General features: G+C 62.7%; 14 protein-coding genes and 1 pseudogene. 9 read left to right on the top strand and 6 right to left on the bottom strand.

The window, feature by feature from the left end:
* Positions 1 to 72: 72 nt before the first annotated feature.
* A pseudogene (locus JQ574_RS35820) lies at positions 73 to 1,050 on the bottom strand (branched-chain amino acid ABC transporter permease); the annotation flags it as partial.
* A gap of 74 nt (positions 1,051 to 1,124) precedes the next feature.
* Between JQ574_RS35820 and JQ574_RS01395 the strand changes: the two are divergent.
* The 3 genes from JQ574_RS01395 (at position 1,125) to JQ574_RS01385 (ending at position 4,007) form a co-directional block, all read left to right on the top strand.
* Positions 1,125 to 1,694 carry a winged helix DNA-binding protein gene (locus JQ574_RS01395; protein WP_212205780.1) on the top strand — a complete coding sequence of 190 codons (570 nt, stop codon included), beginning with the start codon at positions 1,125 to 1,127 and terminating at the stop codon, positions 1,692 to 1,694.
* Positions 1,695 to 1,957: 263 nt separating this feature from the next.
* Positions 1,958 to 3,145, top strand: a complete 1,188-nt coding sequence (locus JQ574_RS01390) for an ABC transporter substrate-binding protein (protein ID WP_249119013.1) — start codon at positions 1,958 to 1,960, stop codon at positions 3,143 to 3,145.
* A gap of 79 nt (positions 3,146 to 3,224) precedes the next feature.
* Entirely contained in the window at positions 3,225 to 4,007 is a 783-nt protein-coding gene (locus JQ574_RS01385) for an aspartate/glutamate racemase family protein (protein WP_249119012.1), read from the top strand.
* Positions 4,008 to 4,186: 179 nt separating this feature from the next.
* Here the strand turns inward: JQ574_RS01385 and kynA are convergent, their stop codons facing one another.
* Positions 4,187 to 5,026, bottom strand: a complete 840-nt coding sequence (gene kynA / locus JQ574_RS01380) for a tryptophan 2,3-dioxygenase (protein ID WP_212205993.1) — start codon at positions 5,024 to 5,026, stop codon at positions 4,187 to 4,189.
* 11 nt (positions 5,027 to 5,037) lie between these two features.
* The gene (gene kynU / locus JQ574_RS01375) at positions 5,038 to 6,231 is read right to left on the bottom strand and encodes a kynureninase (RefSeq protein ID WP_212206000.1); all 1,194 of its coding nucleotides are present in this window, start codon (positions 6,229 to 6,231) and stop codon (positions 5,038 to 5,040) included.
* 186 nt (positions 6,232 to 6,417) lie between these two features.
* Here kynU and JQ574_RS01370 point away from each other — a divergent pair, with 186 nt between their 5' ends.
* Positions 6,418 to 7,254: an alpha/beta hydrolase gene (locus JQ574_RS01370; RefSeq protein ID WP_212205782.1), complete on the top strand. Its 837-nt coding sequence runs from the start codon at positions 6,418 to 6,420 to the stop codon at positions 7,252 to 7,254.
* A gap of 15 nt (positions 7,255 to 7,269) precedes the next feature.
* Here JQ574_RS01370 and upp read toward each other — a convergent pair whose 3' ends face one another.
* Genes upp through JQ574_RS01355 form a run of 3 tightly spaced genes read right to left on the bottom strand, consistent with a single transcriptional unit; the run spans position 7,270 to position 10,419 of the window.
* The gene (gene upp / locus JQ574_RS01365) at positions 7,270 to 7,899 is read right to left on the bottom strand and encodes a uracil phosphoribosyltransferase (RefSeq protein ID WP_212205784.1); all 630 of its coding nucleotides are present in this window, start codon (positions 7,897 to 7,899) and stop codon (positions 7,270 to 7,272) included.
* A 16-nt stretch (positions 7,900 to 7,915) separates the two neighbouring features.
* Positions 7,916 to 9,160, bottom strand: coding sequence for a URC4/urg3 family protein (locus JQ574_RS01360; RefSeq protein WP_312014642.1), 1,245 nt, complete (start codon positions 9,158 to 9,160; stop codon positions 7,916 to 7,918).
* Between the two features lie 8 nt (positions 9,161 to 9,168).
* Positions 9,169 to 10,419, bottom strand: coding sequence for a GTP cyclohydrolase II (locus JQ574_RS01355; protein ID WP_212205786.1), 1,251 nt, complete (start codon positions 10,417 to 10,419; stop codon positions 9,169 to 9,171).
* Between the two features lie 313 nt (positions 10,420 to 10,732).
* On the opposite strand from JQ574_RS01355, the gene JQ574_RS01350 reads away from it, so the two are divergent.
* The 5 genes from JQ574_RS01350 to JQ574_RS01330 all read left to right on the top strand — a co-directional run bounded on the left by JQ574_RS01350 (position 10,733) and on the right by JQ574_RS01330 (position 16,311).
* Positions 10,733 to 11,503 (top strand): LamB/YcsF family protein, encoded by a 771-nt coding sequence (locus JQ574_RS01350; RefSeq protein ID WP_212205788.1) that lies wholly within the window; start codon positions 10,733 to 10,735, stop codon positions 11,501 to 11,503.
* Positions 11,500 to 12,228, top strand: a complete 729-nt coding sequence (locus tag JQ574_RS01345; RefSeq protein ID WP_212205790.1) for an allophanate hydrolase subunit 1 — start codon at positions 11,500 to 11,502, stop codon at positions 12,226 to 12,228. The genes JQ574_RS01350 and JQ574_RS01345 overlap by 4 nt, the downstream gene beginning before the upstream one ends.
* Positions 12,225 to 13,259, top strand: a complete 1,035-nt coding sequence (locus JQ574_RS01340) for a biotin-dependent carboxyltransferase family protein (RefSeq protein ID WP_212205792.1) — start codon at positions 12,225 to 12,227, stop codon at positions 13,257 to 13,259. Before JQ574_RS01345 ends, JQ574_RS01340 begins: the two co-directional genes overlap by 4 nt.
* 31 nt (positions 13,260 to 13,290) lie before the next feature.
* Positions 13,291 to 14,466 carry an amidohydrolase/deacetylase family metallohydrolase gene (locus tag JQ574_RS01335; RefSeq protein WP_212205794.1) on the top strand — a complete coding sequence of 392 codons (1,176 nt, stop codon included), beginning with the start codon at positions 13,291 to 13,293 and terminating at the stop codon, positions 14,464 to 14,466.
* A 240-nt stretch (positions 14,467 to 14,706) separates the two neighbouring features.
* A complete protein-coding gene (locus JQ574_RS01330) occupies positions 14,707 to 16,311 on the top strand; it encodes an ABC transporter substrate-binding protein (RefSeq protein ID WP_212205796.1) in 1,605 nt (534 codons plus the stop codon).
* The last annotated feature ends 12 nt before the right edge of the window (positions 16,312 to 16,323 follow it).

Genomic DNA, 16,323 nt, shown 5'->3' with positions numbered 1-16,323 from the left:
TTCCATTTCCTCGCCTTCTTCATCGGCATGCCCGGCCGACTTCCAGGACTGCCAGAGCAGCACCGGGATCAAGAGGCCGAACACGATCACTTCCTTGTAGGAGCTGCTCCAGAACGAGGCGAAGCTTTCCATGATGCCGACGAACACGGCGCCGAGCGCTGCGATCGGATAGCTGGTGAAGCCGCCGATGATGGCGCCGATAAAGGCTTTCAGCCCGATCATGAAACCGGAATCGTAATAGATCGTCGTGGTCGGGCCGATCAGGATGGCGGAGACGCCGGCAAGCAGCGAGGCGATGAAATAGGCGATCGTACCGGTACGTGCCGGCCGGATACCGACGAGCCGCGCGCCGATGCGGTTGACCGCGGTCGCGCGCAGCGCCCGGCCCGACATCGAGCGCTCGAAGAACAGGAAGAACAGCAGGCTGAGCAGGGCGGCGGTGACCAGCATCAGCAAGACCTGCGCCGATACGATGACGCCGCCAAAGCTGTAGATGCCATTGACCAATGGCCGAATGCGGAAACCCTCGGCGCCGAAGGCCATCAGGCCCAGTCCGCTGATCGCGAAATGGACGGCCAGCGCGATGATGAGCAGGACCAGCACGGAAGCATCGGCGGCGGGCCGGAACGCAATGCGGTCGAGCAGCGGCGCGATCGGCAGCACGAGCACCAGCGCAAGGACGATCTGCACCACTTGGGGCAGGGCGTAGGATGCGGCGACCCAGGCCAGCACGCAGGGAATAAGCGGCAGCAGGCCATACAAGAAAATTGAACGTGGAATCCGCGCGTGTTCGCCGGATCGGTAATGACCGGCGGCATCGACAACGGTTGCGATGACGGCCAGGATCGCGACCACCCAGATCGTGCCCGGCACCCGGCCAAGTTCGAACGCGGCGATCGAAAGCACGCAAAACGCCGTGATATCGCCGAACGGCACGAACACGACGCGGGTAACCGAAAAGATCAGCACGAGGCCGAGGCCAGCCAGCAGATAGATGGCGCCATTGGCGATCCCATCGAGCAGCAGAATGATGGCGATTTCAGTCGTCATGCGATCCAGCACCTTGATTAGTCAGGTTAATAAATTAAATTGCCGTTTGAAATTGATATTTGAGGAGGCATTCTGTGGCCAAAAAACAAGCAGTTTCGGCGCAAATAGCGGCAGTGGTCACCGAGCCGGTCGCCGAGATTTCGCCGATCGAGCAGACCGTGAATGCGTTCGAATATGCCGCCTGGCACTTCGGTTCGGCGTTCGCGCGCTGGCGGCGCGACTGTCTGGGCGCCATGCCAACGAACGCGCTGGGCGGCACCGAGGCCTCGATCCTGCACGTGCTTCATCTGAATGGCACGCCGAAGGGCCTGAGCGATGTGGCGCGGCTTCTGCATCGCGATGATCTTGCCAATCTGCAATACGGACTGAAAAAGCTGCTTTCGCTGGGTTTTATCGAGAAAGCGAGCAATGGCGCCTCGCGCCGCAACACCACTTACGTGCCGACCGAGTCCGGTCGTGCGATCGTCGACGCTTATCTGCAGCACCGGCGCGACACCCTGGTGCGTCTGGTCGGCAGCATGTCCGGTACCCAGGACGCTTTGCAGCAGGCGACCTCGATCCTGCACGTGATGACCGGACTCTACGATCAGGCCAGCACGATCCTTTCGAGCCAGATCGGCGACACCCTCGGCCTTCGGCCATAAGGCATGAATTGCAACTTTAATCGGTAAGTTGATCATGTGAATTGCCTCTTGACTGAGGCCATACTGCACGCTTTTATATTTTATGTCTAAAACAATTTTTGTCCGGAATGGCGGATGGCGCGGCTGTGAACAATAAATCAAGCCACGACGCGGGGATGAACCGGCGGCCATGCCGCCGGCGGCCTGCCATCGCTCCGGTCTCTCACTTCTTCAGTAGCCCGGCCCCCGTCGACTGACCGGCGGCCCAACAGGAGGTAGCGACGATGAGCAGACAGATGATTTCGCGCCGAAACGTTCTCATCGGCGGTGCAGCACTCTCCGGTTTCGTCGCGGCTCCCGCGATCCTTCGGGCGCAATCCGCTCCCATCTCCGTTGGTTTCGTGACGGGGCAGACCGGACCGGGCGCCTCCATCGGCATTCCCTATTCAAGGGGCATTGCCGCCGCCATGGCTTACCTCGACACGATCGAAGGTCATAAGATCCGGCTGGTCCAGATGGACGATGGCGGAGATCCGTCGGCGTCAACCCGAAACGCCCGCAAGCTTGTCGAAGAAGAAAAGGTCGATCTGTTGATCGGGACATCAGGCCTGCCCGGATCGGTTGCGATGGCGGCGGTCGCCGGCGAGCAGAAGGTGCCGTTCGTTTCCATCTCGCCGCTTCCGCCGACAGCGGGCAAGGGCGACGGCGGCTTCTGGGCGATTTCGATTCCGCAACCGCCGCCGTTGATGGTCGCGGCCGTGGTTGCGCAAATGCAAAAAGCCGGCATCAAGAGCCTCGGCTATATCGGCTTCAGCGACGCCTGGGGCGATCTTGTCTACAACGCGCTGTCCAAGACGGCCGCGCCCATTGGCATCAAGATCCTGACAGACGAGCGCTATGCGCGTCCCGATACCACGGTGACCGCGCAAACGCTCAAGATCATCGCCGCCCAACCCGATGCCGTCATGACCGGCGGTTCGGGAACGCCGGGGGCGCTGCCGTTTTTGGCGCTGCGCGAGCGCGGTTTTCGCGGCCCGATCTATGGCACGCATGCCCTGATCAACCCTGACTTCATCCGGGTCGGCGGCGCAGCGGTCGAAGGCGTTCTGGCGCCAACCGGGCCGGTGATCGTCGCCGAACAATTGCCCGACAGCAATCCGGTGAAGAAGGTCGGCCTGGAATTCCGCGCCGCACACCTCAAAGCCAACAACGTCGCCTCGACCGATGCCTTCTCGGCCTATTCCTTCGACGGCTGGCTGGTCTTCGCCGCCGCGGCCAAGCGCGCGCTAGCAACGACACCGCCCGGCACGCCCGCCTTCCGCGCGGCGCTGCGCGATGAGCTCTACCGCACCAAGGACGTGGTGGGCTCGCATGGCGTCTACAACTATACCCAGAACGACAATTCCGGTGTCGACGAACGCGCACGGGTCATCGTCACGCTCGAGAAGGGGGCGTGGAAGCTGCTGGCCTGAGCCACGGCCCCGACGATCGCGCCGCATTCATCAAACGCCGCGTCGTCCTTAGGGACGCGCGCGGAAGGAGACGCCTGCCATGAAGCCGATCCGCATCTGGTATCAGAGCTACGTCGACTACGAGAACGGCAAGACCTACTGGGATCGTTTGCGCAAACATCTCGATGACATCGTCGAGCCGGGTACGACGATCGACATCAAGGGCATTACGCCGCACGATTCCTATGCCCACGCGATCGTCGAATTTCGTTGCGCGCGGGAAGTGATCTGCAATGCCGTGCGGGCTGAACGCGAGGGATACGATGCCTTCGTGATCGGCCACTTCCAGGACGCCGGTCTCTACGAAGCGCGCTCCGTGGTCGATATTCCGGTTCTCGCACTCGGCGAATCGTCAATGCTCCATGGCTGCCAGCTCGGGCAGCGCAGCGGCATCATCACGATCAATCCGCGCTACATTCCCTGGTTTCACCACCAGATCACCAAATACGGACTGGAACGCCGGGTTGCGGGCACCCACGCCATGACGTTCGAGCCCGGACAGATCCTGAAGGCCTATGAATCGGAAGCGCTGGCGCGTGAGGTCGAAGAGCTGTTCGCCGAACAGGCGCGGCCACTGGTGGCCAAGGGCGTCGAAGTGCTGATCCCGGGCGGTGGCATCCCGATGCTGCTGTTTGCCGCGCTCCGCAATCACGCGATCGACGGCGCGCCCGTTATCAACGGCATCCCGATCGTGGTGAAGATGGCGGAAATGGCGGTCAAACTTCGCCGTCTCACCGGCCTCGGCGTCAGCCGTGCCGGAGAATTCGTCAAGCCGCCCGCCGAGATCATCGAGGAATTCATGACGCATCCGAAGCTGGGGTAGGAACTGGATGAGATTTGGATTAGTGCGATCGTCATCCTGAGGTGCGAGCCTTGCGGTGCACTTGCACCGCTGGGCGAGCCTCCAAGGATGGGCCACGGGCCGCGTTCATCCTTCGAGGCGCGCAAGAGCGCGCACCTCAGGATGACGGGAGGCCTGCGGGCCTGGCCGCGATGGCGTCCCTAGAGCTCCGTTCTCACTTTCCAAAGTTCCGGGAAAAGTTCGACCTCGAGCATCTTGCGCAAATAGGATACGCCCGACGTGCCGCCGGTTCCGCGCTTCAGGCCGATAACGCGCTCGACTGTCGTGACGTGGTTGAAGCGCCAGCGGCGGAAGTAGTCTTCGAAATCGACCAGCTTTTCGGCCAGCTCGTACAGCATCCAGTGTTTGTCGGGAGATGCGTAGACGGTCTTCCAGGCAGCCAGCACCTTGTCATTCGCGGTCCGCGTCGTGCGCCAATCCGTTCGTTGCGCATCTTCGCCGATGTCGAAGCCGTTGCGCGCCAGCAGAAGCAACGCTTCGTCATAGAGACTGGGTTCGCCGAGAATTTCTTCCAGCTTCGCGACGATGTCGCCGCGGTGGGCATGAGGACCGAGCATCGCAACATTGCGGTTGCCGGCGAGGAATTCGATCGCGCGGTACTGGTACGACTGGAAGCCCGACGATTGACCGAGCTGACCGCGAAATTCGGTATACTCGCTCGGCGTCATCGTCCGCAAAACGTCCCAGGCACCGGTGAGTTGTTCGAAGATTCGGGCGATGCGCGACAGCACCTTGAAGGCGTGCTGAAGCTCGTCGTTGTGGATCGCCTTGATGGCGGAGCGGATCTCGTGGATCGCCAGCTTCATCCAGAGTTCGGAGGTCTGATGCTGGATGATGAACAGAAGTTCGTCATGCGCATCCGAAAGCGGTTCCTGCGCGTCCAACACGCGTTCCAGATGCAGATAGTCGCTGTAGGACATCCGCCCGTCGAACGACATCTGGGCGCCCTCGCCGGAGGGGTCCAAAGGCTTTTCGGTCATGGGTTTCTCAGTCATGTCACGACAGCCATTTTGCGATACTCCGCGGCATCCCAGCGGCGATTGTTCACGACATCCTCGATCGCATCGACCGCCGCGCGAACCTCGGCCTCGCCGATGTAGAGCGACGTAAAGCCGAAGCGTATCACATCGGGAGCCCGAAAATCGCCGATCACGCCGCGCGCGATCAGCGCCTGCATGATCGCGTAGCCGTTGGCGTGGCGAAACGACACCTGGCTGCCGCGTTTGTTGCCGTCCCGTGGCGAGGCTAGCGTCAACTCTGGACAACGGGCTTCGACTTCGCGGATGAACAGATCGGCCAGCGCGATCGACGCCTTGTGGACCTCGCTCATGCTGACGCCCTCCCAGACATCGAGCGCGGCGTCGAGCGCGGCCATCGCAATGACGGGAGGCGTTCCAACCCGCATCCGTTCGATGCCGGCGCCGGCCCGGTAATCAAGATCGAAGGCAAACGGCGCCTGATGCCCCAGCCATCCGGAAAGCGCCGGCCGCGCCGTGTCGGCATGGTCAGGTGCGACATAGATGAAGGCCGGCGCGCCGGGACCGCCATTGAGATATTTGTAAGTGCAGCCGACCGCAAAATCGGCTTTGGCGCCTGACACGTCGACCGGAATGGCGCCCGCGGAATGGGCGAGGTCCCAGACCGTCAATGCGCCGGCGGCGTGCGCTTTCTGCGTCAGTGCCTTCATGTCGTGCAGGCGGCCGGTGCGATAGTCGACCTCGGTCAGCATCAGCACCGCAATCGCCCCGTCGATGGCGTCTTCGACTTCCTCGGGGGAGACGATCTTGAGCTGGTATCCCCGGTCGAGCGATCTGAGCAGACCCTCTGCCATGTAGAGATCGGTTGGAAAGTTGCCGTTGTCGGACAGGATCACCCGCCTGCTGGAATTGAGTTCGAGCGCGGCGGCAAGCGCCTGATAGACCTTGATCGACAGGGTGTCGCCGATCACCACAGTGCCCTCGGGCGCGCCGATCAGCCGGCCGACACGGTCGCCGATGCGGCGCGGCTGAGCCATCCAGCCGGCGCTGTTCCAGCCCCTGATGAGCTGTTTTCCCCATTCTTCGGTCATCATGCCGCGGACGCGATCGGTCGCCGCGACGGGCAGGGGACCGAGCGAGTTGCCGTCGAGATAGATGACGCCATCAGGCATATGGAACAGGGATCGCGTTCGCGTGAAATCGGTCATCATTGGCCTCGTTCGCAGGCGGCGGATACTCGCATGGCGGCGAATTGTTTCAAGCCCATAAGTTATATGTCTAAAGTACTTTTGGACTTGTCCTGCGGGCGGCCGATGTGAGTAGATGTCGTCGAACTGAATCCTGATCGTAGGCGCCTCTTCCGGCTACTCAAGACCAAACGGAAACCGACCCGCATGATCTTTCACCAGATTTCCGACTGGAACGACGCCTACGCCAATGGCCCCAACATCCCCGGTGGCGAACGCTGGCCGGCGGCCTGGGTGCAACCCGCCCAAACCTATCGCGATGAACTAGGGGGGCGTGGCCGCGCGACGCTTGATATCAGCTACGGCGAGCGGCCGCGAAACCGCTTCGATCTGTTCCGTCCCGAGGGCGAACCAAAGGGCCTCGTCGTTTTCGTCCATGGCGGGTTCTGGCGCGCCCTCGACAAGAGCTTTTGGTCACACCTCGCGCGCGGCGCCGTCGAAAGCGGCTATGCCGTGGCGATGCCTTCCTACACGCTTTGTCCGGCGGTTCGCGTGGCCGATATTACGCGCGAAATTGCCGCCGCGATCGTGCAGGCGGCCGCGATGGTGGAAGGCCCGATTTTCCTGACGGGCCACTCCGCCGGTGGTCATCTGGTCACGCGCATGATTTCGGCGACTTCGCCGCTGTCGGAGGTCGCCCGCGCGCGCATCCGCAATACCGTCTCGATCTCGGGCGTCCATGACCTTCGCCCGATGCTGAAGACCGCGATGAATGCCGAGCTGCGGATCGACGCCGCCGAAGCGCAAACCGAAAGCCCCGCGCTGTTGCGGCCTTTGCCCGGTGCCCGGGTGACCTGCTGGGTCGGCAGCGCGGAGCGCCCGGAATTCGTCCGCCAGAACGCCCTGCTTGCCAACATCTGGACCGGGCTCGGCGCGCAGACCTGCACGGTCGAAGAACCCGGCCGCCACCATTTCAACGTCATCGACGGCCTGGCCGACCGGAATCATCCGATCGTCCGGACCCTGTTGGCCGATGCCGCGTAGCTTCCGGTTATCAGCCTATTTGGTGCCATAGGCACGGTCACCGGCATCGCCGAGACCGGGCACAATGTAGGCGTTTTCGTCTAGCCCCTGGTCGATCGCGGCGAGCCAGATCGGAACGTCCGGGTGAATGCCGCGCACGCGCTCGACGCCTTCCGGTGCGCCGATCAGGCACACCAGTCTGATGTCGTTGGCGCCGCGCTCTTTCAGCCGGTCGATCGCGGCGACGGCGGAGTTCGCCGTTGCCAGTACCGGTGAGATCACGATCACCAGCCGCTCATGCAGATCGCTCGGGGCCTTGAAGAAATATTCAACGGCAACGAAGGTTTCCGGTTCGCGGTAAAGACCGATATGCGCGATACGCGCGGTCGGTACCAGATCGAGCATGCCTTCCGCAAAGGTGACCCCGGCACGCAGTACCGGCGCGAACACCAGCTTCTTGCCCGCGATCTGCGGCGACTTCATGTGTGCGAGTGGCGTTTCGATTTCGACGTCGGCCAGCGGCAGGTCACGCGTGACCTCATAGCAAATCAGCATCCCGATCTCCTTGAGGAGTTCGCGAAACGACTTGGTCGAAATGTCTTTTCTCCGCAATAGCGTCAGCTTGTGCTGTACCAGCGGGTGACTAACGATCGTGACGCCGTCCATGTTGCTAATCCCAAATCTAGAAAACAGTGCCGTCGCTGATAATTTTCACCGGCGGCGAAGCGTCGGCGCGGCGTTCGCGCGCCAGCAATCGGCCTGCCGCCCAGGTGCCACCCTCGAGAATTTTTGCCAATGGCATCGAGGTGGCATCGAGCCCGAGCCGATGCCGCAAGCGATCGGCGACGCGGTCAAGCAGCGCTACCGTCAGCGCACGCCATTCCACGACCAGCGGTGACGCGACCTCGTGTTCCCTTTGCGCGGATTCCGGATCGCGAAACGCGAGCACGCCGATATCGACGAACAGTCCGCCATTGCGATACTCCGCAAGGCCGGTGAGGCCATCGATATCGGTCACGGTGATGCCGGCCGTTTGCAGCGGCTCGATCAGGGAGTAAGCCAGCCATTGCGAGAGCTTGTGCAGCGGCACAAGTCCGTTTGTCGCATCCGCTGTCGTCAATGCTGGATGCTTCCAGCAGTCGCCGAGCGGGATTCCGCCCAGCGTCAGCCGCGATGGCCAGATTGGGCCGAGCTGTTGCAGCAACTCCGCAAGAATGGTTGGCGCGGGAAGCTTTCCGCCGTAGGCGAGCTTCGCCAATCGATCGAACAGGACGCCGGGGCGCGGCGTGTCCTGGCTGCCGAACACATCCGGCTTCGAGGTCACCAGCCGGCCCAGCCGGCGCAATAGCTCCGCGCGACCGTCCATTCCGACCAGCGGATTGGTATCCGAGACCTGCATGCCACGCTCGAGATCGGCGACGGCCAGATGTGCAAGGATCTCGCCATCGGCGCGCAGCGGCTCCTGCGGATCGGCGGAGAAAGCGCCGCCCGCGAACATCGCAAGACTGGCGAGCCCCAATCCTTCCGAACGGCCGATGTCAGATCCGGTTTTCGGATCGTGGTAGCGCCATGCCGGCCCGGCGCCGGCATCGAGGAAGACGCTGACGATCGCCAGATCGAATTCGGCCCGGGCGCGGGCCGCCCGACCGGGCCATTTGGTTCGGCCGGCGATATCGGCCCAGCGATTGTCCCCATCGGTGACGAAGTGCCGCCAGCGCGAATGAAAGGGAACGTCGAAGGAGGGATAGGCCTTGCGCGTGGTCTCCAGCACCAAATCGACGGCGCTGTCCATGCGATCGAGGTGAACACGGAAATTCGGCAGCTTGTCGTCAAGGCCGATTGCGAGCATGCGATGCGCCCGCTCACGGACCGCGCCGGCGTTCAGCAATGACAATGCAGCCGACGTCTCCGGGTTTGCAGGGGACACTGCCGTCCTCAATATTTTTCGAGCGGGCGGCCGACCGGATTGTCCGGACTTTCCTGCGGCTCGGGCGTGTAGTAGCCGGCGGCTTTCTTTGCCGCGATTTCCACATGCGCGTCGGCCGGGATCATGTCGTCGGGGATGGGCACACGCTCGACGATTTCGATGCCCTGGCCGGTCAGCGCATCGTGCTTCATGTCGCTCATGGATACGAAGCGGTCAATCCGCTTCAGGCCGAGCCAATGCACCACATCCGGCATCAATTGCTGGAACCGGGCGTCCTGCACGCCGGCGACGCATTCGGTGCGCTCGAAATACTGCGCCGCGGCATCGCCGCCTTCCTGACGCTTGCGCGCGTTATAGACCAGAAATTTTGTCACCTCGCCGAGCGCGCGGCCTTCCTTGCGATTGTAGATGATGATGCCGAGACCGCCGGTCTGGCCAGCGCGCGCGCATTCCTCGATGCCGTGAATGAGGTACGGGCGACAGGTGCAGATATCCGAACCGAACACGTCAGAGCCGTTGCACTCGTCATGCACGCGGCAGGTGATCCTGGTGCGGTGGTCCGGCAGCTTGCTGACGTTACCAAACAGATAGGCCGTGGTGCCGCCGATCGGCGGCAGAAAAACCTGCAGATCGGGTCGTGTCACCAGCTCGGGAAACATGCCGGCGGTCTGCTCGAACAATTGCCGCCGCAGATTGTTTTCGGTGGTCGCGAAGCGTTCCGCCAGGCCCGGCAGATACCAGACCGGGTCGATCGCGATCTTGACCACGGAGACGCTGCCATTCTTGTGCACGAATTCGCCGTCGTGCTTGAGCCGTCCGGCTTTGATCGCGTCCTGCAACTCGGGCAGATCGAGACGCGCCCGCGTGATGGCAATGCTGGGGCGGATATCGATGCCCTCGGCGATTTCGGTTGCAAAATTTTCGGCGGCGAGATGCCCCCACGGATCCAGCGAAACGATTTTCTGCGGATCCGACCATTGCGGAAACGGCCCGATGATCTCGGCGGGGTGGGTGTTGGTAAGATCCGGACGCCGGATCGGGTCGAGCGCACCGGAGGAAACGGCCAGTGCCCGATAGACTGAATAGGAGCCGCCATGGGTGCCGATGACGTTGCGGTCCTGCGGGCGCGACACGGTGCCGATGATTGGTCCGCGTTCACGCGCGCTGGCAGCACCCCAGGTGATGGGGAAGTTGAGTTTGGCACCCGGTGCCGGGTGCGAGGTGATGCGAATATGGTCAACCCGATTGGAACGAGTCATCGCTACGAACCCTGAAACGGCGACGGCCCGCCTAGATTAAGACGGGCCCAGTCACGCCAACGTTAAAATCAGCAGCGGTTGCAGCTGAGATAGCAATATAATCAAGTTTCGGCCGAATACAACGGCGGTCAGAACGCGCCACGGAGGCCTTTCCGGCCTGTTAACCTTTTGGGTGCGGTGCCGCGATGCCTGTTTTTATGCCCCGGCAGCATTGCAGGGCAGATATCGCCATCGGTCGATGCCTCCCGACTTTACGATATCGTGTTTCGCAGCGAAGGTGCTCTTCGTTCGCGGACAACGCCAGGAGACCACCATGCCGTCAGTCGATCTCAATTCCGATCTCGGCGAAGGTTTTGGGACTTATCGCTGTGGTGATGACGAGGCCATGCTCTCCATTGTCACCTCGGCCAACGTGGCCTGCGGGCTTCATGCCGGCGATCCCGAAGTGATGGCGCGGACGTTTGCCATTGCGCGTCAGCGCGGCGTCGTGGTCGGCGCCCATCCCGGGTTTCCGGATCTGTGGGGTTTTGGTCGCCGCCGTCTGCCGTTCTCGAACGGCGAGATCGAGCGGCTCATCGCCTACCAGATCGGGGCGGCCATGGCGCTTGCGGCTTACGCCGGTCATCGCATCACCTATGTGAAGACCCACGGCGCGCTCGGCAACATCGCCTGCGAGGAACGAGACGTCGCGGACGCGGTAGCGCGGGCGGTTCGGGCGGTCGACCCCAATCTGGCATTGCTGGCCATCGCCGTCACGGAGTTGGTCGCGGCCGGTGAAGCCGCGGGTCTTGAAATCCATCAGGAGATCTATGCCGACCGCGGTTACACCGAAACCGGGCAATTGATCCCGCGCGGCCAGCCCGGCGCAATGATCGAAGGCGCGGAAGAAGCTGCCGCGCGCGTGCTCGCGATGGTGCAGGCCGGAGCGGTGATCACCGCAAGCGGCAAGCATTTGCCGACGCCGATCCGTTCGATCTGCGTTCATGGCGATTCCGATCATGCGGTTGCGACCGCCAGCCTCGTGCGCGAGCGATTGGAAAAGGCCGGTGTTACGCTGAAGCCGTTCAAGCCGATGGCCGCATGACACTGCCGATCGATCCGCGCTTTCTCGACGCGGGGGAAGCCGCCCTCGTCGTCGAATTCGGTGACACCGTTGATCCCGTGATTAACGACAGGGTGCTCGCCCTCGACGCGGCCTTGCGTGCCGATCCTCCGGCAGGAACGCGTGAATTCGTGCCGACCTATCGCTCGCTGATGCTTCACTATGATCCGCTTGGGATCGACAGGGAAACGCTGGTTGCCATTGTGCGCCGTCTCATGACGGGTCTTGCCGAATGGCGGGGCGAGGGCACCATTTGGACGTTGCCTTGTTGCTACGATCCCGCGCTGGCCGAGGATCTCGACGAGGCTGCCCAGATTCTCGGCTTCACGCGGGATGACGCTGTCGCCTTGCATACGAAGGCGACGTATCGCGTCTATATGTGTGGTTTCACGCCTGGCCAAATCTATCTCGGCGGCGTACCCGAGCAGCTAAAGATCTCGCGCCGCGCGACACCAAGACCGCCGCATCCGGCCGGTGCGGTGTCGATCGGAGGTGGTCTTGGCACCGTTGTGCCGTTCGTGATGCCGACCGGATGGTATGTCATCGGCCAAACGCCGGAGCGTCTCTATGCCGCGGAACGCCAAGATGCCTTTCTGATCCGGGCCGGCGATCTCGTGCGGTTCGAACCGATCGATCTTTCGACATTTCGCGATCTGGCGCAACGCGCCGGGGGCGGCGAAATCGTTGCCCGCAAGCGTGCCACATGAGGGCTGACGCTTCGGAGGCGATCCTTCGCATCCTGTCGGGCGGGCCGGGTGCGACGCTGCAGGACGCCGGCCGGCACGGCTACCTGCGCTTTGGTGTCACCGCTGCAGGGCCGATGGATCCGCTGGCGCATGCCACGGCGAACCTTGCGGTCGGCAATTCTGCGGGCGCAACGGCGATCGAAGTATCCGTCGGTGGGTTAGAAGTGACCGCCGAATCCGGAGCGCTCCGTGTCGCCGTCGCCGGCGGCGAATTCTCGCTCAACCTCGACGGCAGGCCATTGCCGCCGGCGGTGGTTCTCAACCTGGAAGAAGGCGCGGTGTTAAAAGTTCGCGCCGGCGGTCGCGGCTCCTGGTGCTATCTGGCGGTGGCGGGCCGCTTTGCCGTGCCAAAGGTGCTGGGCTCTCACGCCACCCACACGCGCACCGGCTTCGGCGGCCTGAACGGTCGCGCGCTTGCGGTGGGCGATCGTCTCGGCATCGAGCGGTCCGGTTCGTCGCAGCCATCGATCAGCGCCATCGTAGCGCCGTGGCTCGACCGTCCCCTCGACACCATTCGCGTGGTCCTCGGCCCCCAACACGACTTTTTCGCCGACGACCAGATATCCGCCTTTCTCGCCGGGCCCTGGACCGTCTCCGCCAAGGTCGATCGGATGGCGTATTACCTGGACGGACCCCAACTGACGCACGCGCGTGGCTACAACATCGTGTCCGACGGGATCGCCATGGGAGCGATCCAGGTGCCGGGAGACGGCCGTCCGATCGTTCTGATGGCCGATCGCCAGTCCACTGGCGGTTATCCGAAGATTGCCACCATCATCGGTCCCGATCTTGGCCGGCTGGCGCAGGCGCGACCGGGAGCGGTGTTCAGATTCGCGGCTGTCACGATCGGGCAGGCGGTCGAAGCGCGACGCAGCGAGGCCGCGTTGCTGGCGCGCGGCATTGTCGTCGAACCGCTGACGCGCACCCATCTCAGTTCAGAGTTTCTGCTCGGCCTCAATCTGATCGACGGAGTCTTTGGGGTTGAGGGCTGATAAAGCTTTCACAGTGTTTTGAGGAGATCACATGCCTTTCGATTTGATCCTGCGCGGCGGCCGGGTGATTGACCCATCGCAAAAACTCGACGCGGTGACGGATGTCGCCTTCGCCGGCGGCAAGGTGGCGATGGTAGGAAGCGAGCTCAGGGCCGATCCCGGCACCGATGTGCGCGACGTGTCGGGTTACATCGTCACGCCGGGTCTGATCGATCTGCACACCCATGTTTATTGGGGCGGCACTTCGCTCGGCATCGACGCCGAAGAATTCTGCCGTACGTCGGGCGTCACCACGGCGGTCGATACCGGCAGCGCCGGCCCGGGGAATTTCGCAGGTTTCCGCAAGCATGTGATCGAGCCGAGCCAGGTCCGCATTCTCGCTTATCTGCACGTTTCGCACGCCGGCATTTTTGGCTTCTCGCATCGGGTTATGGTCGGCGAGAGCGAAGAGCTCCGGCTGATGAATCCGATCGACGCCGCCACGGTGGCGGATCAAAACCGTGATCTCATTGTCGGAATCAAGGTGCGGGTCGGTCTCCACGCCTCCGGTACCTCGGGGATCGTGCCGCTCGACATCGCGCTTGAGGTCGCCGAACAGGTCGGCATGCCGCTGATGGCGCATATCGACCATCCGCCGCCGAGCTACGAGGAGGTGCTCGCGCGGCTGCGTCCGGGCGACGTTCTCACCCATGCATTCCGGCCGTTTCCCAATACGCCGGCCACGGCCCAGGGCACGGTCAAAAGGGCGGTGCTGGAGGCGCGCGAACGCGGCGTGTTGTTCGACATCGGCCACGGCAAGGGCTCCTTCGCCTTCAAGACTGCACGGGCGATGCTCGCCAACGGTTTCTATCCCGACACCATCTCTTCGGATGTCCATCTGCTGTGCATCGACGGCCCAGCTTTCGATCAGGTAACGACCATGTCCAAGTTCCTGTGCATGGGAATGCCGCTCCCGGACGTGGTTGCCGCTTCAACCGTCAATGCCGCGATGGCGCTGCGGCGTCCCGAACTTGGCAGCCTCAAGCCGGGCAGCGCCGGAGACGCCACCTTGATCTCGATCGCGCAAGGCCAGTTTGACTATGTCGACGTCATCGGCGAGCATCTGATCGGCGACCGCAAGATCGTGTCGGAAGGTGTCGTCATTGGCGGTCGCTGGTGGCACCCGAAACCGTCGGAGAAGTTCAGGGAGCTCGCGGGCCAGAGCTAGCCATAAATGGACATAATCGCTCAAAAATATGATCGCTTGAAAAGGCATTCTGCTTCATGCTGGGCGAGGGCCCGGCGACGGAATGAGCAGGACGCACTGGCACATCACTTGCAAGAAAACAGGGACAGATCACAATCGGTTTGACCGGCCCCTTTCACCTCACTTCTTCACCTCCTTTGCGCCGAACCCTCGGCCATTGAAACGGGCGGAACCACAACAACGCCAGACTGGGAGAGCATGATGGATCGCAGGACTGTGTTGAAGGGATTGGCCGGGGTGGGCAGCCTGGCGGCGACGGGCGGCCTTTCGATGCCGGCTCTATCCCAGGGCGCTGCGGCGCGTACCTTGCGCTTCGTGCCGCAGGCCAACCTTGCCAATTTCGATCCGATCTGGGGGACCCAGTATGTGGTGCGCAATGCCGCTGCGATGGTGTGGGACACGCTCTACGGCGTCGACGCCAAACTGCAGCCGCAACGTCAGATGGTCGAGTCCGAGCAGGTGTCCGATGATGGGTTGGTCTGGACCTTCAAGCTTCGGCCGGGGCTGAAGTTCCACGACGGCGAGCCGGTGCTGAGCAAGGATGTCGTAGCGAGCCTGACGCGCTGGTCGGCGCGCGATCCCATGGGGCTGATGCTCAAGGCAATCCAGAACGAGTTAACGGCCGTCGACGACAGGACCTTCAAATGGTCGCTGAAGCAGCCCTATCCCAAGATGCTGCTGGCGCTGGGCAAGAACAACTCGCCTTGCTCTTTCATCATGCCGGAGCGCTTGGCGCAGACCGATCCGTTCAAGCAGATCGGCGACTATGTCGGCTCCGGGCCAATGAAATTCGTCAAGGGCGAGTGGGTGCCCGGCGCCAAGGCAGTGTTCGAGAAGTTCGACGGCTACGTGCCGCGGCAGGAGAAGGCGTCCTGGCTTGCCGGCGGCAAGCAGATGCTGGTCGACCGCGTCGAATGGGTGGTGATTCCGGATCCCGCCACCGCGGCGGCCGCGCTGCAGAATGGCGAGGTCGATTGGTGGGAGAATCCGATCTCCGATCTGGTGCCGACGCTCAAGAGGAACCGCAACATCGGCGTCGACATCGCTGATCCCCTTGGCAATATCGGTTCGTTCCGGATGAACCATTTGCATCCGCCATTCAACAATGTGAAGGCGCGGCGGGCCGTGCTGATGGCACTCAGCCAGGAAGACTACATGCGTGCGGTGGTCGGCGACGACACCGCGCTATGGAAGACGTTGCCGGGCTTCTTCACGCCGGATACGCCGCTTTACACCGAGGAGGGCGGAGAGATCCTGAAGGGCAAGCGCGATTTCGATGCGGCCAAGAAGCTTCTGGCCGAGAGCGGCTATGCCGGCCAGCCAGTGACATGCGTCGTGGCGCAGGATCAACCGGTCACCAAGGCACAAGGCGATGTCACGGCAGATCTGTTGAAGCGCCTCGGCATGAATGTCGACTTCGTCGCCACCGATTGGGGTACGGTCGGCTCCCGCCGCGCCCAGAAGACCCCTCCGGGCCAGGGCGGTTGGCAGATGTTTCACTCCTGGCACGCCGGAGCGGACTGCATCAATCCCTCCGCCTACACTGCCATCCGCGCCAATGGCGAAAAGGCCTGGTTCGGCTGGCCGACGAGCCCGAACGTGGAAAAGGAAGTCACGAACTGGTTCGATGCCAAGAGTCTCGACGACGAGAAGGCTGCGGTCGGTCGTCTCAATCGCGCAGCGCTCGAGGACGTCGTGTATGCGCCGACCGGCTTCTTCCTGACCTATACGGCCTGGCGCAAGAACGTCTCCGGTATCGCTAAGGGGCCGCTGCCGTTCTTCTGGGGCGTGTCGAAGACCGCATGACGGCGCGGTAAT

It is taken from the genome of Bradyrhizobium sp. AUGA SZCCT0158, assembly GCF_018130065.1.
GTDB lineage: Bacteria > Pseudomonadota > Alphaproteobacteria > Rhizobiales > Xanthobacteraceae > Bradyrhizobium.
The sequence above is the reverse complement of the archived record's forward strand: the minus strand, read 5'-3'. Positions and strand labels throughout refer to the sequence as shown.